This window comes from Flavilitoribacter nigricans DSM 23189 = NBRC 102662, assembly GCF_002646595.1.
Taxonomy (GTDB): domain Bacteria; phylum Bacteroidota; class Bacteroidia; order Chitinophagales; family Saprospiraceae; genus Flavilitoribacter; species Flavilitoribacter nigricans.
In genome coordinates, this window is sequence record NZ_PDUD01000030.1 from 47,742 (window position 1) to 72,803 (window position 25,062).

Annotated in this window: 17 protein-coding genes; 9 read left to right on the forward strand and 8 right to left on the reverse strand. The window is 52.6% G+C overall.

Features of this window, described 5'->3' with window-relative positions; translation table 11 throughout:
• Positions 1–8 precede the first annotated feature (8 nt).
• Both CRP01_RS25415 and CRP01_RS25420 read right to left on the reverse strand, forming a co-directional pair.
• Complete coding sequence (locus CRP01_RS25415; RefSeq protein WP_099152933.1) at positions 9–1,463, reverse strand: oligosaccharide flippase family protein; 1,455 nt, start codon at positions 1,461–1,463, stop codon at positions 9–11.
• A gap of 14 nt (positions 1,464–1,477) precedes the next feature.
• Positions 1,478–2,224, reverse strand: coding sequence for an RDD family protein (locus CRP01_RS25420; RefSeq protein WP_099152934.1), 747 nt, complete (start codon positions 2,222–2,224; stop codon positions 1,478–1,480).
• Between the two features lie 99 nt (positions 2,225–2,323).
• Here CRP01_RS25420 and CRP01_RS25425 point away from each other — a divergent pair, with 99 nt between their 5' ends.
• The 4 genes from CRP01_RS25425 (at position 2,324) to CRP01_RS25440 (ending at position 7,367) form a co-directional block, all read left to right on the forward strand.
• Positions 2,324–4,171 carry a stage II sporulation protein M gene (locus CRP01_RS25425; RefSeq protein ID WP_099153037.1) on the forward strand — a complete coding sequence of 616 codons (1,848 nt, stop codon included), beginning with the start codon at positions 2,324–2,326 and terminating at the stop codon, positions 4,169–4,171.
• Positions 4,172–4,245: 74 nt separating this feature from the next.
• Positions 4,246–4,983, forward strand: a complete 738-nt coding sequence (locus CRP01_RS25430) for a DUF4129 domain-containing protein (protein ID WP_143473531.1) — start codon at positions 4,246–4,248, stop codon at positions 4,981–4,983.
• Complete coding sequence (locus CRP01_RS25435; RefSeq protein WP_099152936.1) at positions 4,980–6,266, forward strand: DUF4350 domain-containing protein; 1,287 nt, start codon at positions 4,980–4,982, stop codon at positions 6,264–6,266. The genes CRP01_RS25430 and CRP01_RS25435 overlap by 4 nt, the downstream gene beginning before the upstream one ends.
• A gap of 36 nt (positions 6,267–6,302) precedes the next feature.
• On the forward strand, positions 6,303–7,367 hold the full coding sequence (locus CRP01_RS25440; protein ID WP_233752759.1) for an AAA family ATPase: 1,065 nt from the start codon (positions 6,303–6,305) through the stop codon (positions 7,365–7,367).
• 19 nt (positions 7,368–7,386) lie between these two features.
• Here the strand turns inward: CRP01_RS25440 and CRP01_RS25445 are convergent, their stop codons facing one another.
• The 5 genes from CRP01_RS25445 to CRP01_RS25465 all read right to left on the reverse strand — a co-directional run bounded on the left by CRP01_RS25445 (position 7,387) and on the right by CRP01_RS25465 (position 14,495).
• Positions 7,387–8,151, reverse strand: coding sequence for a DUF5995 family protein (locus CRP01_RS25445; RefSeq protein WP_099152937.1), 765 nt, complete (start codon positions 8,149–8,151; stop codon positions 7,387–7,389).
• Between the two features lie 24 nt (positions 8,152–8,175).
• Positions 8,176–10,731: a polynucleotide kinase-phosphatase gene (locus tag CRP01_RS25450; protein ID WP_099152938.1), complete on the reverse strand. Its 2,556-nt coding sequence runs from the start codon at positions 10,729–10,731 to the stop codon at positions 8,176–8,178.
• 29 nt (positions 10,732–10,760) lie between these two features.
• Positions 10,761–12,152 carry a 3' terminal RNA ribose 2'-O-methyltransferase Hen1 gene (locus tag CRP01_RS25455; RefSeq protein WP_099152939.1) on the reverse strand — a complete coding sequence of 464 codons (1,392 nt, stop codon included), beginning with the start codon at positions 12,150–12,152 and terminating at the stop codon, positions 10,761–10,763.
• Positions 12,153–12,334: 182 nt separating this feature from the next.
• On the reverse strand, positions 12,335–13,087 hold the full coding sequence (locus CRP01_RS25460) for an L-type lectin-domain containing protein (protein ID WP_099152940.1): 753 nt from the start codon (positions 13,085–13,087) through the stop codon (positions 12,335–12,337).
• A gap of 427 nt (positions 13,088–13,514) precedes the next feature.
• Positions 13,515–14,495: a DUF4910 domain-containing protein gene (locus tag CRP01_RS25465; RefSeq protein ID WP_099152941.1), complete on the reverse strand. Its 981-nt coding sequence runs from the start codon at positions 14,493–14,495 to the stop codon at positions 13,515–13,517.
• Positions 14,496–14,914: 419 nt separating this feature from the next.
• On the opposite strand from CRP01_RS25465, the gene CRP01_RS25470 reads away from it, so the two are divergent.
• The 5 genes from CRP01_RS25470 to CRP01_RS25490 all read left to right on the forward strand — a co-directional run bounded on the left by CRP01_RS25470 (position 14,915) and on the right by CRP01_RS25490 (position 24,023).
• Positions 14,915–18,085 carry a VPS10 domain-containing protein gene (locus CRP01_RS25470; protein WP_099152942.1) on the forward strand — a complete coding sequence of 1,057 codons (3,171 nt, stop codon included), beginning with the start codon at positions 14,915–14,917 and terminating at the stop codon, positions 18,083–18,085.
• A 244-nt stretch (positions 18,086–18,329) separates the two neighbouring features.
• Positions 18,330–19,457 (forward strand): Sb-PDE family phosphodiesterase, encoded by a 1,128-nt coding sequence (locus CRP01_RS25475; RefSeq protein WP_099152943.1) that lies wholly within the window; start codon positions 18,330–18,332, stop codon positions 19,455–19,457.
• A 212-nt stretch (positions 19,458–19,669) separates the two neighbouring features.
• The gene (locus CRP01_RS25480) at positions 19,670–20,194 is read left to right on the forward strand and encodes an O-acetyl-ADP-ribose deacetylase (RefSeq protein WP_099152944.1); all 525 of its coding nucleotides are present in this window, start codon (positions 19,670–19,672) and stop codon (positions 20,192–20,194) included.
• A 194-nt stretch (positions 20,195–20,388) separates the two neighbouring features.
• Positions 20,389–20,973: a hypothetical protein gene (locus CRP01_RS25485; protein ID WP_143473532.1), complete on the forward strand. Its 585-nt coding sequence runs from the start codon at positions 20,389–20,391 to the stop codon at positions 20,971–20,973.
• 164 nt (positions 20,974–21,137) lie between these two features.
• Entirely contained in the window at positions 21,138–24,023 is a 2,886-nt protein-coding gene (locus tag CRP01_RS25490) for a CHAT domain-containing protein (RefSeq protein ID WP_099152946.1), read from the forward strand.
• A 20-nt stretch (positions 24,024–24,043) separates the two neighbouring features.
• Here the strand turns inward: CRP01_RS25490 and metF are convergent, their stop codons facing one another.
• A complete protein-coding gene (metF, locus tag CRP01_RS25495; protein ID WP_099152947.1) occupies positions 24,044–25,000 on the reverse strand; it encodes a methylenetetrahydrofolate reductase [NAD(P)H] in 957 nt (318 codons plus the stop codon).
• Positions 25,001–25,062 lie beyond the last annotated feature (62 nt).

A 25,062-nucleotide genomic window follows, 5' to 3' on the forward strand; every position in this document is an offset into this window, starting at 1 on the left:
GGCTTATCTCACCAACCAAAATTATCCCTTCCGGAGAGTAATTCCAAAATTTGCCGCCGCGTCACCAGACCAAATACAAAGGCCAGCGCTCCGGTAAGCGGAAAACAGAGTAGAAAATACCACAGCCACTTGCCCTGCAAGCCGGCCAGCCACTGGAAAGACAGCAGGCAGGCGACTGCGAACAATACAAATTGGCCCAGCAGACGCCACTGTAAGGGTTTGCCGAATATCCGACGTACCAATTCGACCTGGGCCAGCCAAACCACAAATTGGGTAATACAGGTGGCCAGCGCCGCCCCCAGTGCCTGCATTTCGGGGATCAGCCAACAGTTGAGCAATACGTTCAATATGACTCCTATCACAAAAATGAGGTTCATTTTCAACATGCTGCCATTGGCTGTAAGCAGGGTACCGTGGATATAGGTACCACTAGCTGCGATAAAGCTCAGGATCAGATACCCCAGCACATCTCCACTGTAGGCATCGCCTTCTACGTACAGGCCCGTCATAATGCGTTCGCGAAAAAAGAACACAGCAAAAGCCAGCCCGATGCTTACCACCCAGACGATGCGAAAACTCAGATTCAGCAGTGGAAAAACGGACTGACGGTCCCGCAGCATCCGGGCGAACATCGGCAACAACAGGCCCGCGATCAGGAAGCCGAACATATTGGCGGCATCCAGCAACCGGTAGGCCATGGCGTAGATCCCCGCCTCCCGGGTACCATCGGCGAGCAAACGCTCGATCATCACGCCATCGATGCGGGTGTAGACCGTCATCAGGAAGATGACCAAAGCGTAGGGATAGCTTTTCTTCAGAATGAGGAGCAGGTATACCGGACGCAGGCGGAATACCCAGTTTTTTAGTTCCCGGAAGATCACTGCGAAGGCGACCAGGGCGGTTAATACCAGCGTAAAAGTCTGGGCGTACACAAACCATTCAATTCGAAAATCGCCTTTCCAGGCGGGGTTCCACAGCAAAATACCACACACCACGATCATCAGGCTTCGGTTGAGAACAGAGAGCAGACTGTCCGTCCGGTACCAACCCAGGCCCGAAACATTGGAACGCAGATAAAGCACCAGGCTCAGCAAAATGCAATTGACGCCGATTAGCCACAGCATGTGGAAATATTCGTCCGGATAATCGGCTAGATTGGCGGCTACGTACAGCACCAATAGATACAAAATGGCCAGCAAAAATTTCAGCATAAGAAAAGAGGGAAAATACTTCGCCAGCAACTGCCGATGCTGGGATAAGTGCCGGTTGTTGAAATTCTGCAGTCCGAAATCGTTAATGATCTGAAAGAGAAAAGTAAAATTGAACAGCGTAAAATACAGGCCGTATTCCCGCGCCTCCACGGTATTTTGCACCGTTCGGTCAATACCGAAGATATAGAAGGGTTTGATCAGCAGGTTCACTACGATCAGGAAACCGATATTTAACAGAAATTCTCGCTTCATACACCTTCGGTATCCTAACGGGTGAGTACGATATAATCCCGGATCAGTATCTTCAGAAATTCCGGTTTATCGGCCGGGATCTGCGGCAGGGCCAGTTGCTGTTGTATCCGGGCTACCAGTTCATTGATCACCTGACGGTGGGCGGCATTGGGGTGCTTGCGATAGCGGGAAAGCACATTTTTGATAAAAAGCATATCCTGCTCGCTGTACTGGCGTACCCCCGGGTACTGCGGCTCGTAATTATCGAGGGTATTGATCCGTAAAATATCTTCCAGCCCGAAACGCAGATTAGGCTTCAATTTGATGACGGTCGTGTTGGCCGTCATATCTCCCAGCCGTTGTTTTTTTGCCGTGGAAGCGATGAGGATAGAGCCCAGGATACCGATCGTCAACAAGCCGTCAACGATATAGAAAACGGCTCGCAGCAGGCTGTCACTCAGTCCGGCCTCTTTTCCATCGAGCCGGATCACCTTTACCCCCATGGCCTTTTTGCCCCAGGTTTGTCCGTTGTTCAGGATCTCCGAAAGGAAGTTGTAAAGCATAAAGCCGGCCACCGGCATCAATCCCAGAAACATATGCCATCCCTCATCGGCTTCGATCAGATTGCTGTCACCCGCACTGATCACAAGCAGGCTCAGCAGCAGATACATGGCCAGGACGATAATGCCATCGATCAAACTGGCGATCAGCCGCTCCCAAAGCGTTGCTGCGTCGTATTCGATCGTCACATTCTGGGTAGTACGTATTTCAATACTCGCCATCGATAGCAGAATTATCGTACAAAAAAGTCAAAGGAATTGAATTTATTCAAATATTTCCCTAAAATAACGCAACTTATACTTTTTTATCATTTCCCCATCATGCGCGAAACCAAATTCATTGAGCAAAACCAGGAAAAGTGGCAGGAATTCGAAGGGTTCCTCGACGGCCAGCACAAGCGCGCCGATAAGCTCAATGACCTGTTCGTGCAGATCACCGATGACCTCTCCTACTCCCGCACATTTTATCCCAATCGATCGGTACGGGTGTATCTCAACGGTCTCGCACAGCGGATCTTCATCAGCATCTATAAACACCGGCGCTCCCGCTGGGGGCGTTTTCTGAAGTTCTGGATGGATGAACTTCCCCTGCTGATGTACGAAGCCCGGAAGGACCTGCTGGTCTCCTTTCTGGTATTTGCGCTGACTTTTAGTATCGGTGCCCTTTCATCGGCATTGGACGCCGGCTTTGCCGAAGTTGTGCTCGGAGAGTCCTACATAGATATGACGCTTTCCAACATTGAATCCGGGGATCCGATGGCTGTTTACAAACAGCTCGCGCCTTTCGGCATGTCAATGGGTATTACGGTCAACAATATATTCGTCGCCCTGCTCACTTTTGTGCTGGGCGTGTTCTTTTCCATCGGATCACTGGTCATTATTGCCCGCAACGGCTTTATGATCGGCGCTTTCCAGTATTTTTTCATCGAACGGGGCTTATTCTGGGATTCCTTTCTGACGATATGGACCCACGGCACCCTGGAGATCTCCGCCATCATCATTGCCGGAGCGGCGGGAGCGACCATGGGCCGCGGCCTGGTATTCCCCGGCACCTATACCCGCACCCAGGCTTTCCAGCGATCCGCCCGGCGGGGGGTGAAAATGATGGTCGGCACCGTACCGCTCTTTATCATTGCCGGTTTCATTGAAGGTTTTTTGACGAGAAATACCGAAACGCCGGATTTTATCCGGGCTGTTTTCATTTTGATCTGTTTGATCTTTGTGGTTCTTTACTTTGTCTGGTTCCCGGCTTTACGGGCCCAGCTGCTGCCGAAAGACCGGAACCGGGATACGGAATTACCTCCGGAAGGCGCCATGCGGATCGATTTTCGGGCCATCAAAAGCAGCGGCACCATTTTCGCGGATTCATTTTTGATCTTCCGCACGGCCTTTGGCAAACTCACGGTACTGCTAGCGGGGCTCAGTCTGGCCTACTGTCTGCTCGCATTTTCACTGAGTAATGATCCTCCCCAGGAACTCATGTATTATACCGCTCAGGCATTCGCCATCGTCGGAGCACTCGACCCTCTGATCACCGGAAGTCAGCCGGCGTGGATGTGGATCTACAACGGCCTGGCCTTTGCGGCGATCGCCTATTTTATCTACTGGCAACTCGATCGCATGCAACCCGATAAAACAGCCCGGAAGATCCGGGTGCCCGGCATGATCGCCTGCCTCGCGGGTGGCCTGTTGATGGCGGGGGCGTTGCATCTATCCAGCGGACTGAGTTTAATGCTGTTCGCTTTTGTTTTTAGTATCGTCCTGTTCTGGATGTATACCTGCTATCAGGAAGATCGGAACTTATTCTCCGGTCTGGGTCGCAGCTTTTCTCTACTCGGGGCCGGATACTGGCAATCGCTGGGACTCCTGCTGCTTACTTTCGGAACGGGAATGATCTTTGTATCACTGGCGGATACGGCCCTGGCCCAGATTTTCTTTGAGCTTATTGGCTGGATCATTAACTTTGATCAGGATACGATGAATAACATCAGCGTGATCATTCTTACTTTCCTCTACCTATTTCTGTTGTACGGGGTAATGGGCATGATCACGGCCTCCATAGCCCTGTTTTACCATAGCCGCCTGGAAGTGCAGGAAGCCAGAGACCTGCGCGAACGTCTGGAACACTTCGGTGAGAACAATCAGATCCGGGGAATGGCCAGAGAATAGCGCCCAAAGTGGAAAATCCATTTGAAAAATACACGTTTAAATCAACTCAACTGCTCAATAAAAAGCCGTTCAATTTGATAAAGAAAATTGCTTCCATCCTGTTACTTAGTCTGCTCGTCCAATGGACCGGGCAGGCCCAGGAGAGCAATACGCCGGAAGAACGGTATCTGGATTCGGAAATTGAGCAAAGGCAGATCGATCGCAGCAAATGGTCCGAGCTGACGGAAGGTATCGACTATACCGAGCGGCAACGCCGGCAGCGGCAACAACCCGACCGCAATAACGCTCCGAATCGTCAGCGTAATAACCCCATGTTCGGCGAAGGTGTCGGCACCGCAATTGCCCGTTTTCTCCTGATCGCCATCGGAGCGATCGCCATCGCCCTGTTGGTGCGATCCATGCTGGGATACGGGCGGGCCAAGAATAAAAAGATCAAACGGACGACGGAAGAAAATATCGACATTCAAAAGATAGAAGAAAATATTCACGAGGCGGATCTGGACGATTTCATCGGCCGGGCCAAATCCGACGGAAATTACAACCTGGCGATCCGGCTGTATTATCTGGCCATTCTGAAGGAACTCTCCCTAAGGCGGGATATCAAATGGAAAACCGACAAAACCAACAACGAATACCTCCGGGAAATGCGCAGCAACGAATACTTTCCGCAATTTCGGGAGGTTACCCGCATTTTTGAGCGTTGCTGGTACGGCGACCGGACACTTTCGGCCGCCGCATTCGAGCAGTTGGAGCCCGATTTCCAACAGTTCATCGAGCGGCTTTCCGTCACCAAAACCGCCCTTAGCTCATGAAGGGGAACCGCACCATATGGCTCATTGTGATCGGTTTGCTACTGCTTTTGGTACTGGCCTATTTCCTCAGTTCTGACCTGCACGACTGGAGCGTCAGTTACCGGGGCAATTCCAAAGATCCCTATGGTACCTTTCTGATGTCCGAATTGTTGTCGGACTATTATCCCGACGAAGAATACGAGGTGCTCACCGACAGTTTCACGATGAGCCTTCCTCTTTCGGGTGGCGATAGCGCACGGGCGAATTACGTATTCGTCGGCGGCGGGATGTACCTGCGCCCCTCGGATACCCAGCGGCTACTGGATTTTGTAGCTAACGGTAATCAGGCCGTCATTGCAACCAATGTGCTGCCTTTCGACCTGATGTTCGAGCTGTATTTTGAAGAGTGTGATAGCATATGGTGGGACGGTTTTTCGAGTAAATACGATACGCTGATCCGCGCCAATTTTGAACATCCAGGGCTGCACGCCTCCCGGGATTATCCCTACCGATTTTACGATAAGGGAACGCCCGTACCCTACGAGTGGAAATACTTTGAGGATTATTACTTCTGCGGACTGGAAGAAGGGCTGGTCCCGATCGGTACTTTTAACGACGGACTGATCAATTTCGCCCAGCGGCCCTACGGCCGGGGTAATTTCTACCTGCACAGCACGCCACTGGTATTTACCAACTATCATCTGCTGGATGAAAACAACCTGGAATATGTGGATAAGGTCTTTTCCCATTTACAGGAAGGCCCTATTTACTGGGACGAATACAGTCGGGTTTCCGAAAGAATGGGCCAGGCCATCAACGACCGCAACCCCAGCGGTTCGCGCAACCGGCTGCTGAGTGCGGAAAGCCCATTACAGTTCATCCTGTCCAAACCGGCGCTGACCTGGGCCTGGTACCTGTTGCTGGCCGGCATTCTGCTGTATATGCTGTTCCTCTCCCGGCGACGCCAGCGGATCATTCCCGTGTTGCGCAAGAATACCAATACGTCCCTGGAGTTTCTGACCACGATCGGACATCTTTATTTTCTGCAGAATAATCACAAACAACTGGCGATTCAAAAGATGCAGTACTTCCGCAATTTTGTGAGAGAAAAATACAACGTTCAGGGTCTGGAACTCGACGAAGAATTTAAGCAGAAACTCAAACAACGATCGGAAGTGAAAGCTACCATTATCGATAAGATCGTTTTGATGTACAACAATATTAAAAATGCCAGTATAGTTACCGAGAATACCCTGATCGACTTTCATAAGGCGATGGAACAATTTTACCGGCATTGCAAATGATCGCCCTGCGTTGCGATCCATGGAAAACAATAATGAATGATGAACGAAAATAACGATCCAGAACAAACATCTCCGGAAATGGATCCTTCCCAGTTATCTGAACAAAATGAAATGGTGCCCTCTTCCCACGAGGAATGGAGTCGCCCGCGCCTGGATCTGACCAAAGTACAAATGGCCAGTGACCGCATTCGCGAGCAACTGCACAAAGTGATCATCGGACAGGATGCCTTCATCGATGAATTGCTCATTGCTCTTTACGCCGGTGGGCACGTACTGGTGGAAGGGGTCCCGGGAATCGCGAAAACGCTGACGGCCAAACTACTCGCACACACCATCGATGTGGGTTTTTCCCGGATACAGTTCACTCCGGACCTGATGCCCAGTGATGTAGTCGGTACGACGGTCTTCAATATGCAGAGTTCCGAGTTTACCTTTAATCCCGGTCCGATCTTTTCCCAGATCGTGCTGATCGACGAGATCAACCGGGCTCCGGCAAAAACCCAGGCTGCCCTTTTTGAGGTCATGGAAGAGCTGCAGGTTACGGTGGATGGTAACACCTACCACATGGAGTTCCCTTTCTTCGTGATGGCTACCCAGAACCCGATCGAGCAGGAGGGAACCTACAAACTTCCCGAAGCCCAACTGGACCGTTTCCTACTTAAGATCAATCTGGAATACCCTACGCTGGACGAGGAACAGGCCATTCTGCGTCGCTTCCGCAATGATTTCAAACCGGGCCAGACCGAAACCCTGCAAAAGGTCTTCCATCCGGAGGAATTAAAGCAATGCCGGAGACTGGTGGAACAGGTCTACATCAAAGATGAACTGCTCGATTACATTGCCGCCATGGTCCACCATACCCGTAATAGTGGTGATCTTTATCTGGGCGCTTCGCCGAGAGCTTCTCTGGCGATCCTCCGCTCAGCTAAAGCTTACGCTGCCATCCAGGGACGGGATTTTGTAACACCCGATGACATCCAGTACGTCGCTTATCCGGCCCTCAACCACCGGATCATCCTGACCCCCGAGCGGGAAATGGAAGGTTATCTGGCCAAAGATGTCATTAAAGATATTGTTCAGAAAATTGAGGTGCCGAGGTAAGTCATCCGGCCCCATGATCCTACCGCAGCAAACTGATCTTTTTGCCCACGGTATGGTATTCGCCCAGCCGGATCACAAAAAGTCCCAGACTGATCCACACACCTTTTCCGGGTTGCAGGATCCGCTGCCCGGTTTTCAGTATTTTTTGATCCAGCTCCAGGATCTTGTCGTCCCATTCGGCGGCTGGATGAGCGGCAAATGCCTGGGCGATCTTCCAGGCCTGCCTGCGGGCGATATCGATACCCGCACCGGCCAGTATCTCATCGAACCGTCCGATCAGATCGATGCGTTTGAGCAGGGGAAAGATCAGGGATAACTGATCCTGTACCTCATCGATCATATCCAGCAGGATATCGTTGATCTTATAAAAATCATCCTTTATATTCTCGATGGGTTTTCCCTGCATGGTTGCTGCCGCCGCCACGCCCAAGTCCAGATTAATATGGGCATTCATACCCAGCATCAGATGTTGTAGCACCAGCGGCCTCCACACCCGGGCCTGCTGAAAAGCCAGGAGCCAGGCTCCCGTGCAGTTTTCCAGATTCTGGTGTTGCCGGAAAGCTTCCAGAAAGCGATTGGCGAAAAGCACATCCAGACGTTCCATACGCGGACCGTCTTCAAAAGTGCCGTTTTGGATGCCCGCCTGTACCGCTACCGTGACTTTGCGGTACAGACAGGCAAAATACCCGATGCGGTTAGATTCCCGGATCGACCAGTCAATGATGCGATCCAGCTGATCGATGACTTCCGAAATTGTGGAAGCAGTTTGAATTTGCAGAGCCATGTTCCAAATATAGTGGTTCTGCCACTATAGTCGGGGGTCTACCGGCTCACTTTCCAGGGCAAGAACGCCAAAAACGCACTCATGCACCTTTCTCAGCGCATCTTTCCGCACAAATCGCTCCATTGCTTCAACCCCCAGCGCAAACTCCCGGATGGCCAAACCGCGTTTGCGGGACAGTCCCCGCTTCTTCAGTTTCTTCAACTGTTCCGGCAAGGTATAATCCGGACCGTAAATGATACGCAAGTATTCCCGGCCCCGGCACTTCAGCGCTGGCTGGATCGGACGGCCTTTGTGGTAAGCCACAAAATCCATGGGTTTAACCACCATTCCTTCCCCTCCGTTGCCGGTGAGCTGCAACCACCAGTCCGTTGCCGCCTGCACCGCTTCCGGTTCGTTCAGATTCACCACGCGGTAATTCGTGGCGTGCAAAACGGGATCTTTAGCGGACCACCGGGCGATCTGCTCCATATGCCAGCGGTGGGGCCGGTCCGTATGTACTTTGCCCTCCGTGGCCAGCAAATGAAAGGGCGCCAGCCGGTATTGATCCAGGGTATCTACTTCCCAACAGTACTGCCGGTAACTCTGGCGGAATTTGGCCAGTCTTTCCTGAGCACCGGTCGCCTTATCCAGCAGGCTGCCCGTATCGATCCCCCGGGCCTGCGCCCGGGCCAGGGCGTTCCGGCTATCCGCCAGGGCCAGTTCTCCGGAAGCGCCGACCGCGGCGTACTGATCTTTGAGCAATACCTGCGCTTTGGCCGACCAGGGCATCAATTCCGCGTCCAACAGTACCCAGTCGGTAGCAAATTCTTCCCAGAATCCCGTCTGATCCAGTGACTGCCGAAGCCGGGCCAGCAGCGCCTGCTCCGTCTCCTTTTCGGAAAAGAACGGCCGGCCGGTACGGGTATAGATGGTACCAAAGCCCTCACCGGTGATGCCGAATCTTCGCTCGATCACGGATTCGTCACGGCCCAGTACCACGACGGCCCGCGAGCCCATGTGTTTTTCCTGGCAAATGACTTCATCGATCCCCTGCCGCTGGAAATAGGCAAAGGTTTCCGCCGGGTGTTCCAGAAAATCTTTCCGGGAAGCGGTCTCTACCGGAGACATCGTGGGCGGCAGATAGATCAGCCAGTTGGGGTTGACCGCGAAGCGGCTCATTACCTCCAGGGCCGCAATGGCATTCTCTTCCCGGATGGAGATCAGTTTATTCAAACGGGTCTGAATGGCCCGGCGACCGATCACATCTTCAATATTGGGCAGATCGTCGGCGGCATCCACGGCCATTTGCTCTACTTTGATAGGCCGTTTGGTTTCGGCATAGACCTCACTGGCAGGTACGCTGACCAGTTCCCGTTCCGGATACTGCAAAGCCGTTAAATGCCCTCCGAAAACACAGCCGGTATCGATATCGATCGTATTGTTGAACCAGTCCGCTGCGGGTACGGGCGTATGACCGTAGACCACAGTGGCACTGCCCCGGTAGTCCTTGGCCCAGTTGTAGCGCTCCGGCAAACCGAATTCGTCTACTTCACCCGTCGTCTCCCCGTACAGGCAAAATGAGCGAACGGCTCCGGAGGTACGGCCCTGCATATCGGCACCAAGGCCGGCGTGCGCCACCACCAGGCGGCCACCGTCCAGCACATAATGACTGATCAGCCCCTTCAGGAACACCGGAAGCGCTTCCAGAAATTCGGGGCTTTCCTGCTCCAGTTGCGCCAGCGTTGCTCCCAGGCCGTGTTTGATCTGTACGTTCCGTCCCTGTAGTTTACGCAGAAGTTTGTCATCGTGGTTGCCGCATACGACGAGCGCATTCCCGGCCTCCTGCATGGACATCACCAGCCGGAGTACTTCGTTGGAGGCCGGTCCGCGGTCTACCAGGTCGCCCACGAAAATGGCCTTGCGATTAGCCGGCGGTTTTACCGTATAGCCGAAGTTCTTTTGGCGATCCCGGTGTTTGGTGATGCGGTAGCCCAATGTCCGAAGCAGCTCCTGCAATTCGGCAAAACAGCCGTGTACATCCCCGATGATATCGAAGGGGCCCTGTAATTCGGTTTTGTCCGACCAAACTTTTCGCCGTTCCACGCTTACCGCATCGATCTCCGCCAGGCTCCTCAGCTCATAAAAGCGACGAAAGCCCTCTTTCTTCAGTGTACGAAAAGAGGATTTCAGCAGGCGACGGTGTTGCCGGATGACGTGTTTTCCCAATTGCCGGTTGGGCCGTTGGGCATTTCTTTCCAGTAGGACATTTTCCGGCAGGTTCAGGGCGATGCCAATGGTGAATACGTGGTATTGTCGCGCCAGAGCGATCAGTTTTTTTCGGGATTCCGCCTGCACGTTGGTCGCATCCACCACCGTCAGCAGGCCTCGTTTCAGGCGTTTGGCTACGATATAGTGCAATAGATCAAACGTATCCGCATTTGCGTCCATGGCATTTTCGTCATCAGCGACAATACCCCGGCAGAAGTCCGAACTGATCACTTCTGTGCTTTTAAAATGCTTTTTCGCAAAGCTGGTCTTCCCGGAGGAAGTAGCCCCCATCAAAACGACCAGGCAAAGGTTTGGGATCTCAATTTTATTCATGTTCTTTTTTCTTTAAAGTCTACAGGGATCTAGCGTTGGAAAATAGCCATTTGGGAAGGACAACCGTACCGGGCATCTTCGGGACCGATGCCCGCCACGGTTACCCGATAGCTGTAGGTAGTCGCCACCTTTTGCGTCCAGTCCGCAAATTCGGCTCGCGTCCACTCAAAACGGTGGTCACTGTGACGCAGGCTGCCGGGTTTCATATTTTCAAATAAGCGGTTGTATTCAATATTCGGGGTCGTGATCACTACCATTCCCGGTTGAGCGTACAGAAACACGGACTGCTCGAAAGCCCGGAGGCGGTTCGGATCCAGGTGCTCGATCACTTCGATCGCCACCGCGGCATCATAGCCCTGCAAACGGTCGTCCCGGTAGGTCAGTGCGCCGTGCAGTAACTCAATACGGGCTCTGGTCATCGGCGGCATAACATCCCAGTGCAACCGTTTTTTCGCAATTTCCAGGTAGCGGTAACTCACGTCCACACCGGTGACTTTGGGAATAGCCGTTTGACTGAGCAGGAGCTTTAAGAACTTACCCCCTCCGCAGCCCAGGTCCAGAATACTGTTGAGGCCGGCATCCTGCAAAACGGCGAGTACGGCCTGGTGCCGGATCTGGTGCAGGCTCATGTTTTGTTCGAGCCTGGCTTCCGGTTCCGTAGCGCCGAAGCTGTGGGGCGCGCTGTCCTCGTCCTGCAGCTTTTCCAAAGCCATTGTTGTCAGGCTTTTCTGGTGGCGCAGGTATCGCCGGGCGATCTGCGGTAGTTCGGGATGCGTTTCCAGCCAGGAGCCGGCTTTATCCAGCAATTTGTTTACCTCAGGACTTCCCACGAAATAATGTTTGTTGTTATCCAGAGCCGGGATCAGCACGTAGAGTTGCATCAGGAGTTCCTGAAGGCTGATGTGATGCCGCAACTGTAGCCGGAAGTAAGGACTATCTCCCCAATTGGGAAACTCCGGGTCGAGCAACTGCGTACTCAGCGCCAGCTCGTAACCCAGCGGCTCGAAGAACCGGCGGATCAGCGTCTCCCCGCCCCGGCTGGACAAGGCACTGATCGTCACCTCCAGCGGGAGCGGTTGCTCAACGAGTTCGGGACGTTCTTTGCAATTGCCGTTCAGGGCACTGCCGAATACTTTGGAAATAGCCGTCGTCATAAAGGACGAAGCGGTATAGGGCCGATCGTTTACGTAGTGTCCGAGTTGGAAGGAATCTGCGTAGGTTTTGGTCATATTCCGGCTCAGGGCGATAGCGTCGATCTCCAGCAATAAGACCACACTGCATCGTTCGGCAGTTGCCTCCGGGTAGAAAATATGGGCTTTGCCAAAAGACAGGTCTCGGGACTGCAGGCGATCCGGGTGTTTGCCCAGTAAAAAGCCTAGATCTGTTGCCGGTTGGTGAGTTGTTGAAATTTCTAAAAACATGTTACATCCACTTTGTTCAAGACCGGAGATCCGGTGAAGGTTTCAATTCCGCTGCGTCGTCAATAGTTCCGAAACGGCGAAATAAGGAAGATGCAACAAAGATGGAGGACAACTACGCAACTATTTTGCGTAATTGTGCATAGAGTACTAAAGTTTACTTTTTCGAGCTGACGAAAGCCGGATCAATCTCTGCCGCCCCAATGCCGCGGCAGCACGCCGGGATAATAATCCGGCATTTTAGAAGGGGGCGAAAAGGACATTTTCTCGAAACATACTTCGTGGATATTATTGTAGCGCCCGGTACCGGCGGAAACACCCCAGTATACGGTTTCATTCCCCCCGAAGACGCTGCCGATCAGATCGAAGCGGGCCCGCATGACTCTTTTGCGGTCAATTTCGATGGTGATCGTTTGGGAGCCCGGATCCCAGCGAACGGCAAAGCGATGCCGCTGGCAGTCTTCCAGATTCGGGATGATGGTAGGTTTGATCTCACTCCTGTAGTGCCCGACATGTCCGTTGAACAAAAGCGCCAGATGGTCATCGACCGGATCCATCAGGTGATCGTTTTCCCAGGTATCGATCTCTATTCCAAACGATGGGCGCAGCCCGCCGAAACCGATACCTTCCCCCGCTCCGCCGACCCGGTTGGGACGCGAAGTAAAGATAAACACCATCCCGTCGGCTCCTTCGTCGTCCTTACAGCCCATCATGATCTTCAACTCGATATCGAACGGATTGGAAAGACTCACCGGATATTTGTACCAGATAGATCCCGAAGAGTAATTGTATTCATCGGTTAGCCGGTAGCATTCGTCGCCGACCACATAAGTATCCCCACTCATGGTAAAATCATCCAGGATCAGATCTTGTGCCGGTAAAGCGAACCAGCTGACAACCAGCATCACAGTAAAGAAAGGGTAGATCAGTCGAGTCATAGTCAGTACTGTTTTATGAATTAGGAGCTCTACTTTTCAGAATGGATATCCCAGGGCCTTTACGGCGAATGTACAGCCAGTGGCCGCCTGATCCACTCCGGGAGGATACTTCAATTGGTGATGTTGGCACTTATCCAAATTTAACACAATATTCTGAAAAGTGTTGAGAAAATTAGCGGGCTTAACGCAATTGATTATTAGTGACTTGCGTCCGTGGGAGCTAAGCTATTCCGGGACGGAGTTGAGCGTTATTTTTGACTGCCTGACAAATGAGCACCCATACGGCAATCCGTAAACACATTGTTGTAATTCATCTTTATCTTAAGCTCGCGGGCAATTTACCGGCATCGCCCCTTCGCTAAGCGGAATGATCAGCTTGCCTTATTCAATATTTATTGCACCGAAAGGGCTTCCGGGCACAGGTGACCTACAATTTACCGTTCGATTCGTTGTACACGACCGCCAACACCACCTGACCGGCAGCCTGCAGACTGGTCGGATCAATAACGTCCAGATTGTCCTGATGAGTGTGGTGATAAAAGCCGAACATATTCTCTACCGGATGATTGATAATATCCACCATGGGAATACCGGCTTCCCGAATGATGAAGTAGTGATCGTCAACCACGGACCCCGTATTGACGTCCACAAAATATTGTTGTTTGTTCATCCTCGCGGCCAGTTCCCAGATCTTATCCACAACGGGACCGGCCGAAGCGCGCGAATTTCCCTCCTTGGTAAAGCGTGCATTCCGGGCACCGACCATATCCAGCAAAATACCGTATTTCACCTGATAGTCGGACTCGTGCAAATTATTGGCCCAGTACTGCGATCCCAGGCCCCAGCTTTCCGTCTGTCCTCCGGTATCTGCGCCGTAATCTTCCGCATCGAAAAAAACCAGGTCGACCCCCATGGGAATGGGATTGGTCTGGAGTTGCCGGGCAATCTCCAGCAACACGGCCACCCCACTCGCTCCATCATCCGCCCCCAGGATGGGTTGATCCTGATCTACGGTATCCTTATCGGCAATGTGCCGGGTATCATAATGCGCACAGAGGAGTATCCGCTCGGCGATCTCCGGTTTGTAGCGGGCAATGATATTGGTGCCGTTGAGTGTTTCTCCGTTGTAGGCCTGTGCGGTGAAATCCTGCCGGATCACTTCGTCCGCGTAGGTATTGGCCTGCTCCAGCAGCCAGTCGCGGATCTGCGCGTGACCGGCAGAGTTGGTATAACGCGGTCCGAATTCGAGCTGTTTTTTTACCAGTTCGTAGGCCGCATCGGCATCAAATACCGGTACCTTGACCTGGATCTGTTCCTGTGGGATCTTTTGGCTCTCCGGTTTGCAGGCGGTATGAAAGCACAATAGACAGAAAAGAGCGGCACCGAGGAAGAGCTTTGAAATGGACATATCCGTAAATTATTATCTGATTAAAGTCGATGGCAGAGCGGGCACAAAACCGGAAGGCAAGCTGAAACAACCGCCTGTATCCGAAATGCGAAACATCCCGGCTCCTTGGTTTTGCCCAAATTTGGGGTTCAAAATTATCAACTTTTCTCACTAATCGCTCCCAGCTCTCGGATTTTAGGAAACTTTTAAATAAAGAACTGGTTTAAACTTATTCATCTGGACTGTGGCCTAAAGTCTTGAACCTCCTGGACTTCAGCTTTTTCTCGTTCCGTACTTTCCCAGTACGAAACTCAAAAAGCGCTTCGCCAGTAAATCCAATACTTTGGCCTCATCGGCAGACAATAAGTTTAAACCAGTTCAAAACCTAAATTTCTATCTTTATTCGATATTAAGAAAAAACTCAAAATTCATTCACTAGTATGCGAAACTCACTACTACTCCTCGCAGCCATTTTGCTGAGTATCAGCCTGCCGGGGCAATCGACGGTTGACCTCGAGCATTTTAAGGACATCAAGATGCGCAATATAGGTCCTGCGGGCATGAGCGGCCGGGTCACATCCATTGATGTGGACCTGAGCGACCCGGAAATAATTTACGCCGGTACGGCTTCCGGCGGCGTCTGGAAATCTACCGACGGGGGCATCCAGTGGGCGCCGATCTTCGACGATCAGCCGACGCTTTCGATCGGGGCCGTTGCCGTTAACCAGAAAAGCCCGAGTGTGATCTGGGTCGGCACCGGCGAAGGTAACCCACGGAATTCTCACAATAGCGGTGGGGGCATTTACAAAAGTCTCGACGGTGGAAAGACCTGGAAGCTGATGGGATTGGAAAATACCAAAACTATTCACCGCATCATCATCCACCGGGACAATCCGGATATCGTCTATGCCGGTGCTATGGGTTCGATCTGGGGGCCGAACGAAGAGCGCGGACTGTACCGGACGACCGACGGAGGAAAAAGCTGGGAAAAGGTCCTGTATGCCAACGAAGAGACCGGCGTAGCTGATATGGTCGTTGATCCGACCAATCCGGATAAACTCATTGTTGCGATGTGGGAATACGGTCGCAAACCCTGGACTTTCAATTCCGGAGGTCCCGGTTCCGGCCTCCACATCACTTACGACGGTGGAGACAGCTGGAAAAAAGTCAGTGCCGATGACGGTCTGCCGAAAGGCGAACTGGGCCGGATCGGATTGGCCATTGCTCCCTCCAAACCCAACATCGTTTACGCTCTGGTCGAAGCCAAAGAGAACGGCCTCTACAAAACCACCGACGGTGGAAGTACCTGGTCACTCGTCAGTAAAGAAAATATCGGCAACCGGCCTTTTTACTACGCGGATATTTTTGTGGATTCCAAGAATGAGAACCGCATTTACAACCTCTATTCCTACGTATCCCGCAGTGAAGACGGCGGTAAGACCTTTAAGGTGTTACTGGATTACGGAGCGGCGGTCCACCCGGATCACCATGCCTTCTGGATCCATCCGGACGATCCCGATTATATGATCGACGGCAACGACGGTGGATTGAACATCTCCCGCGACGGTGGCAACAGTTGGCGCTTTATCAATAACCTGCCCCTGGCGCAGTTGTACCACGTAAATGTGGATATGGATTATCCTTATAACGTTGGTGGTGGTATGCAGGATAACGGTTCCTGGGTAGGCCCCAGCAATGTGTGGCGTTCCGGCGGGATCACGAATTACGACTGGCAGGAAGTATTCTTTGGCGACGGCTTTGACGTCTTGTTCCAGCCCGACAATAACCGCTACGTCTACGCTATGTCCCAGGGCGGGAATGTAGGCAAAGTAGATCGCGAAACGGGAGATACCAAATTCATTCGCCCGGTACACCCCGACGGCACCTGGCTTCGCTTCAACTGGAACGCAGCCATGGCGCAGGATCCGTTTGCGGATTGCGGCATCTATTACGGTAGTCAGTACGTACACTACAGCGACGACTGCGGCCAAAACTGGGAGATCCTTTCCCCGGACCTGACCACGAACGATCCCGAAAAACAAAAGCAGGCCACCAGCGGCGGGCTTACCATCGATAATACCCAGGCGGAGAACCACACTACAATTCTGGCGATTGCCCCCAGCCCACACGATAAAAATGTGATCTGGGTAGGAACGGACGACGGGAAACTGCATGTAACCCGGGATCGGGGCCAAAACTGGACCGAACTATCGGGTAAACTCCCGGGGGTAAAGGCCGGGAGCTGGTTCCCCTACATAGAAGTTTCTCCCCACCGGGCCGGTGAAGCCTTTGTGGTGGTGAATGATTACCGTCGTAACGATTTCACCCCGATGGTCTATCGCACTTCCAATTACGGTCAGAGCTGGACCCGGATCGTTGACGACCGCCAGGTCGGCGGTTTTGCCCTATCTATTGTTCAGGACATCGAGGAACCTAACCTATTCTGGCTGGGCACCGATACAGGCCTGTACTTCAGCATTGACGGCGGTAAGAACTGGACTAAATACGACAATGGTTTCCCTTCCGTTCAGGTGACCGATATGAAGATCCATCCGCGGGAGCACGACCTGGTACTATCCACTTTCGGACGTTCGTTCTGGGTACTGGATGACATTCGTCCCTTTAGGGCCATGGCCAGCTCACAGGGCAAAGTACTGGCCGCTGATTTCAAATTCTTCGAAGCGCCGGATGCCTACCTGGCCAGTTACCGTTCGTATCAGGGTATCCGGTTCATTGCCAATGCCGAATTCCAGGGAGCCACCCGCCCCGGCGGTGCCCTGCTCACGATGTGGGTAAAACCGGAACCGAAAAAAGAAGAAAGCACCGATTCGGAAGACACCGATGAAAAGAAGAAAAAGCGACCGACGAAAGCAAAGATCCAGGTTATCGACAGCCAGGGGGACACCATCCGGACTTTCACTGAGACGCTGAAAGACGGAATGAACCGCTTTACCTGGTCTATGGAGCGGGACGGCGTAAGCTTCCCATCCCGCAGAGAACGCCGACCGGGTTCAGACACTCCGGGTGGGCGCAGTGTACTACCCGGCAAATACAAGCTGGTAGCCACCTTCGGCGAGCATAAGGATTCAAGCATGGTCAAAGTATTAGCTGATCCAAGACTGGAGACTAATATGGACGATATGATAGCGGCCGATGCCCTGATGAAGGATTTCGAAGCGGTCATCGGTGCCGCCACGGATGGGTTCAAAAGCCTTCAGGATGCGAGCAAAACCATCAAACTTGTCGATGATGCCTTGGTCAACGCACCGGAAGACACGAAAAAGGAACTTGCCAAAACCGGCAAAGCGCTGCAGGACAGCATCGCCGAACTCGAAAAGCTGTATATGGATCCCGAGGGCCTGAAGGGGATTCAGCGCACCGCCCAAAACCTCAGCAATACCCTGCGCAGCGCCCGGCGGTATTTGTCCGAAGTATCCGGTACGCCCAGCCAGATGGCCAATGTAACGATGGCTGCGGCCCGAAAGGAAACCCAGGAGGTACTGGAGAAGATCAATGCCTTTATGACCGGAGATTTTGCGGATTACCGCAAGAAGGTAGAGGCCGTGCAGTATTCCCTCTTTAAGAAATTTGAGCCGATCGATCTGGAATGATTGGCGTATTGATAGCCGGCTCCGGTTTTAAGCTTCCAACCGCTTAAGCTATATCCGGCAAGTCAGAGGGCATCCGTGCTGCAGGTAGCACGGATGCCCTCTTTTTTGGCGACTGCTGATCGTTTGGATCATCCGGATCGGTTTTTAATCTGCCGGATCGCTCCGGAAATAGGAATATTCTCATCTAGTTTACCCGCTCTTAACAATCACTCCTTACCTTGTTGGGCAGACAAACCAACTAATTATGCGATCAATTACTCTTATCATCTTGCTTCTAGCCGGAAGCCTGAACCTTATTGCTCAAACCGAAAATGCCCACGGGCATCCACACCGCCATATTGAATTTCCGGACGTTCCCGATTATCTCACCGTCGTCTGCGACCTCCACCAGCATACGGTATTTTCCGACGGTAACGTCTGGCCTACCATCCGGGTGGAAGAAGCCCTCCGGGACGGCATCGATGCCATTTCCCTGACCGAACACCTCGAATACCAGCCCCATGGGAAAGATATTCCCCATCCGGACCGAAACCGGTCTTTTGAGATTGTCAAAAAGTTCGCGAACGCAAATGACATCCTGATCATCCACGGGGCGGAGATCACCCGGCGTATGCCGCCGGGCCACTGCAATGCCATCTTCATCGAAGACGCCAATAAGCTGCTGGTCGACGACAGCCTTGAGGTTTTCCGGGCCGCTAAAGCGCAGAATGCTTTCGTATTCTGGAATCACCCAAACTGGACCTCCCAACGGCCCGACGGGATATCCCGCCTCACTCCATTCCACAAAAAACTGATCTCGGACAATCTGCTCCACGGCATTGAAGTGGTCAACGAACATACCTATTCCGCCGAGGCGCTGCAGATCGCACTGGAAAACGATCTGACCATCATGGGCACTTCGGATATTCACGGGCTCATCGACTGGGATTACCAGGTGCAGGACGGCACCGGGCACCGGCCCGTAACCCTGGTATTTGCAACCGATCGCAGCGAAAGTGCGGTCAAGGAAGCGCTCCTGGCCCGACGGACCGCCGTTTGGTTTAATAATACCCTTATCGGAAAAGAAGAAAATCTATTACCTTTGTTACACAGCTGCCTGAAACTGCAAGAAGCGACTTACCAAACCGATAAAACGGTTGCCGATGTAACCATCGAGAATCGTTCGGATGCAGATCTGATTTTGGAAAATCTCAGTCCGTATACGCTGCATCGCCACGCCAACCTGGTTACTTTAAAAGCACACGAAAAGACTACTTTAGAAGTAAAAACCGTTGACCTGAAGGATACCTTCAATCTGAAATTCCGGGTGCTCAACGCAATAATTGCCCCTAATGAACATCCGGTGGTAACGTTTCCGGTTGAAATGGAATAAAAGAAGTGATGGCCACAAGCAAACGAACCGGCAATTGATCAAAGTAAATTATGCCCGACACAAAGCGGTACACTCCTGGCGGTATTGAACACGCCGGGGTGCAGTCTCTTTTGCGACGGCATAGTACGCATTCGGATCAACCGGAAAAACACGGCAAACACCTCCAAGGTCCCCCGGACCAGCAGTCGAACAATAGAAACCGAATAAACCTCATGAATTCTAAACTAAAACTCCTCCAGGGAGATATTACTAAGATCCAGGTAGATGCCATAGTCAACGCAGCCAATAGCTCTCTCCTGGGAGGAGGTGGCGTTGATGGAGCCATTCATCGTGCCGGTGGCCCGGAGATCCTGGCCGAATGTTACAAGATCCGACAGCGACAAGGGGGGTGCCCCACCGGCGAAGCGGTGATCACTACGGCCGGCAATCTACCCGCCACTTATGTCATCCATACCGTCGGTCCGGTATGGCAGGGAGGCGACAAAAATGAAGCCGAACTTCTGGGCGACTGCTACCGCAATTCCCTGCAACTGGCCGTGGATAAGGACATCAGGACGATTGCCTTCCCCAATATCAGCACCGGCATTTATGGGTACCCAAAGGCCGAAGCCTGCCGGATTGCCATAACGACCACCGTCGATTTTTTGAGCGCCCATCAGACTATAGAAGCAGTTACTTTCGTTTGTTTTGATGAAGAGAATTTCAACTTATACAAAAAAGCCTTAGCCGATCTCTGACCAGGGAACACCAAGCCGGTAAACGTGCTTTTTTCGGAGCGATACAGACTGCCTTCCGAAAACAGTTTTATCCGGCCGCCCCTTGTATTTCCTGGCTAACATCTCCATCCCCTCCTTCCCCCGCAGCGCAGAAGCATTCTTGCGTAATTAACTCATAATTCCTTAACTTAAACCACAAATCTAAAACCGAGCACATGTTTACAGCTAAAAAAATTGTCCCTATGCTCCTCCTGGGCCTTATCGCCCTGTCCTCTGCCGATTGCGAGAAAAAACCGCAAACCGAAGCGGAGTTTGTCGAAGAAGAGATCCTGACTACCGGAATGGAAACCCGGGTTAACGGTCTGCAGGACCTGCTATACTTTGCGGCCCAGCAGGACCTCAATGCCTGTCAGGAAAATTGCGGCGAGCTGGAGGAAGCCGTCTCCGCAGCGGAGAAAGAAGTAAAAGCCATGGAAGACCTACTCCTCGGAGTGATCGGCGGTATAAAACCTCCACCACCGCCCTGCCCCTGCCAGACCGGTAGTTGCCTCTGGGAGCGCCTGGCCGTATTTAATTACTTTGTAGATGTAAAAAAATACAAGCGCTTACCGGATATCAGCATTCAGACCGTGAACGGTGAGATCATCAGTTCCAGCGCGGACGCAGAGATCATTTACTCCCCGGAAGGCGGCCAGTTTGCCGTTGTTAATCTGCCCCAGAAAGAGATCAATGACGACGCCGTTAATGTAGTTATTTCCCTGGGTGACGGATCAACCGAAGTATTGGTATACCTGCAATAATCAATCACTAAAACTTCCACCGTAAAACCGACCGGGTCAACCTGTAGCTACGCAAAACCGGCATTTTGCGGTGGAAGCCCTGCTTACGCTTCTTTCCATTCAGATCACAATGGCTGCAATACCTGGCCTCCAGGATAGGGAGCCGCTGTCCATTTCGTCCCATAATGAAAAACCCAAAACCGTACTGGTATATACTGCTGGCTATGCTCGTGACCGGATCGTTATCCGCCCAACAAACTGATCCCGATTCCGTTCGTATCGAGGGCTACTACCAACAACTCGGGCAGCACTGCTATACCAATCTCGACAGCACACTCCACTACCTGGACCTGCTGCTGGAAGAGACCCACGAGTTGGGCTGGACGGAAGAGGAATCCTACGCCTACCTATGGGGCATCCTCTGTACCGGCTACCACGATCAGATCGATCTGAAATACGAATTCCTGTCGAACGCAGAACAACTGCTTACGGAAAAAGGCGCTGAACTCACACCCGAGACCCAGGCAGCGATCGCCCTGGACCTGCGCATGCACTGGGGAGACTATTATATGGAAACGGGTGGTTACAACGGTGCCCTGGACATCTACGAGAGCCTGGCTATGGCGCTGGAAGACAAAGCAGCGCTCAGTGACGAGGAATTCCAGCGCCTCGTGATTTCCTACCAGTATCTTGCGACCATCCACCGGCTTCGGGGAAGCTACAAAGAAGCGATCGACTATTCCTTCCGAGCGCTCAATTATGAGCGGCAATACTACGCATCCCGCGGCGAAGCGGAAGGAGACGAAAGTCTGGCCTACAGTCGGATCGCCAACGCCTACTGGCTGATGGGGGAACGGGCCCGCGCTTTGAGTTTTTATCGACCGGCTTTCCGCCGGGCCCGGGAGGCTTACCTTGCCGACCCCGCCGGGAAAAGCCGGGTACGCAAGCGCCTGATCAATATGGGCCAGGAACTGGGCCGCTATTACCGGGAATTGTCCCGGGCCGACAGTGCACTGTATTTTTTGGATGCCGTCGCCCCCTATGCGCTGCCGGACGAACCGGTTTCCCAGGAAATAAGATTGGAAAAAGCCAAGGTCTGGCGTCAGATGGGACAGTTTGCCAAAGCCCGAGATACGCTCCAGTTAGCCATTGCCAAACTGGAAGAAGGTACCCAAAACCGGGGCAATGATTTCCTGCTCGGTCAACTCTACAACGAAAAGGGAGATATCTATTCGGCCCGGCAGTCCTACGCCGAAGCCCTTAGGGCTTACCAACGGGCCCTGACTTTCCTAAGCGATGATTTCACCGCCGAAGATCCCGCACAGAATCCCCTGGTCACCGCCGGAACTGCTCCCCAGCAATTACTCTATACCCTGACGCAAAAGACCCGGATCCTACTTCATCACCCCCCGGAAAATACAGCAGACTGGCTGGCGGCAGCCTGGGTCACCGCCCAAACCGGTATGCAACTGGTGGACAGTATCAAGTTGAGTTACACCTCAGATTACGACAAGCAGTATCTGCTCGAAGACAGTTATCAATTGTACGAACTGGCGCTGGAGATTATCCACCGGCAGGGGAGCGATCGGGCCGAAGCGGCATTCAAGGTCATGGAAAGCAGTAAGGCCGTAGCCCTCTACGCCGCCGTACGCGATCTGCACGCCCGCAACTACGCGAAAGTACCGGAACGGGAGTTGGAAAAGGTGCGCCGGCTCCAGTACCAGTTGGCGAGGATCGACGCGCAACTGGATCAGGCCACTACGGAAGAACAACAGATCACCCGGCGGGAAAAGAAGCTGGCGATCAAGCAGGAATACGACGCCCTGATCCGTTCTTTTGAGCAGAAATATCCGGATTATTACCGCCTCAAATACGATCAAAGTATCGTTGATCTGCAGGATATCGACCTGTCCGACGATCAGCTTTTGGTCGAGTATTTTGTTGGCGACCAGCATCTGTATGCATTCGTTTATGCAAGCGGCAGCGTTCTCCGGCTTTTACAACTGCCCTGGAATGCCGACCTGCAACAATGGGCGGCAGAATTGAAAAACGATATTTACCGTCAGAACGATCAGGCTTTTGCCGAAAAGTCATTCGCCCTGTACGAAGCGCTACTGGCACCGATATTGGCCGATGCGGATGATCTCCGCCGGATCCTTATTATTCCCGATGGCGTACTCGGTTACCTGCCTTTTGATATTCTTCTCACCGAAGCGGTAGCGCCTTCCTCATCTACTAATTTCCGGGATTATCCGTTCCTGGTTCGTCAACTGGCCGTCAGTCAGAATTTTTCCCTCAGCATGCTCCGAGAGATGCAGATCAAACCGAAAAACGACACCGATGAAGTACTGGCCTTTGCCCCGAGTTTTTCCGGCAGCAACGCCATTGCCGAACGCAGCGACCGGGCGGTACTGGGCGAATTGCTGTTCAATGAGGAAGAAGCAGCAGCGGTGCTGCAATCTTTTGAAGGTCGTCTGGTCGCCGACCGACAGGCCACCAAAGATGAGTTCCTGGCGCTGGCCTCCCGCTACCGGATCTACCACATTGCTTCGCACGCCGTTGTAGACGATGCGGCTCCGAATAACTCGTACATCGCCTTTGCATCGCCACCGGATAGCAGTGCCGGCTTTTCCCGGCTGTACAGCTACGAGATCCTGGCCCAGTCCTTTCCGGCCGATCTGGTGGTACTGAGCGCCTGTGAAACCGGTGTGGGTAAAGTGGTGAGAGGAGAAGGGATCATGAGTCTGGCCCGCGCCTTCAGCTACGCGGGAGCCCGTAGCCTGGTCACCTCCCTCTGGAATATCAATGACCAGTCCGGCCAGCAGTTGATGGCGGAATTCTACCGGCAACTAAGTGCCGGGTTGCCGAAGGACGAAGCGCTTCGTCAGGCCAAGCTGAGTTATCTGGAAAATGCCCCGGACAATGCCCGTACCCACCCCAAATACTGGGCGGCCTTTATCCCTACCGGCAATATGGAATCGCTCAGTGCGGAATGGCGCTGGCAGTGGGTAATGCTCGGGCTGGTAGTGGCCGGTTTCTTCTATTTCTTCTTACTGAAAAAAAGAAATTGACCGTCCGTACCTCTTATCATCTAATAAACTGACTCTACGATTTGCCGGATCGTATCCGAATCCCCCATGGTGTAATAATGCAGGCAGGGCACCCCGGCTTCCTTCAGTTCTTTTGATTGCTGGATGGACCATTCAATACCGACCTGACGACGGGCTTCCGCATTTTTGGCCTGCTCGAGTGCCTTTACCAGATCAGTCGGCAGATCGATGTGGAACAGACGGGGTAGGGAGTTGAGCTGATACAGCTTGGTGATCGGCTTCAGCCCGGGCACGATAGGTACGTCGATACCGATATCGCGGCAGGCCTTGACGTATTCAAAATACTTCTTGTTGTCGAAGAACATCTGGGTAACGATGTAATTCGCCCCCGCATCGATCTTGGCTTTGGTGAATTCCAGATCCGTACCCATATTCGGAGCTTCGAAATGCTTCTCCGGATAACCGGCGATCCCGATGCAGAAATCGGTCGGCTCTCCATTTTCAATGTTCGTGTCAAGATATTTCCCCCCATTGATCTCCTTGATCTGCCGGATCAGATCAATGGCGTAGGAATGTCCGCCCTCCTCTGGGATGAAGCGCCCCTCAAATTTGCGGGCATCACCCCGCAGGGCCAACACATTCTTTATATTGAGGAAGTTGAGATCGATCAGCGCGTTTTCCGTATCTTCCAGAGTAAAACCGCCGCAGATCAGATGCGGGACGGCATCTACTCCGTAGCGGTGCATGATCGCCGCACAGATCCCGACCGTTCCCGGCCGTTTGCGAATGGCCGTTTTTTCGTAATAACCGCTGGATCGCTTTTTATAGATGAACTCTTCCCGGTGGTACGTGACATCAATAAAAGGCGGTTTGAACTCCATCAGGGGATCAAGGGTATTGAAAATGGCTTGCATGCTACCTCCTTTAAGCGGGGGTAACACCTCAAATGAGATCAATGTCTGACCGTTAGCCTTTTCAAAATATTCAGTGACTTTCATGTACGGATTTTTGCTAGCTTTGGCGGCAAAGGTAGAGATTTAGGTATATCGATTTTTAATCC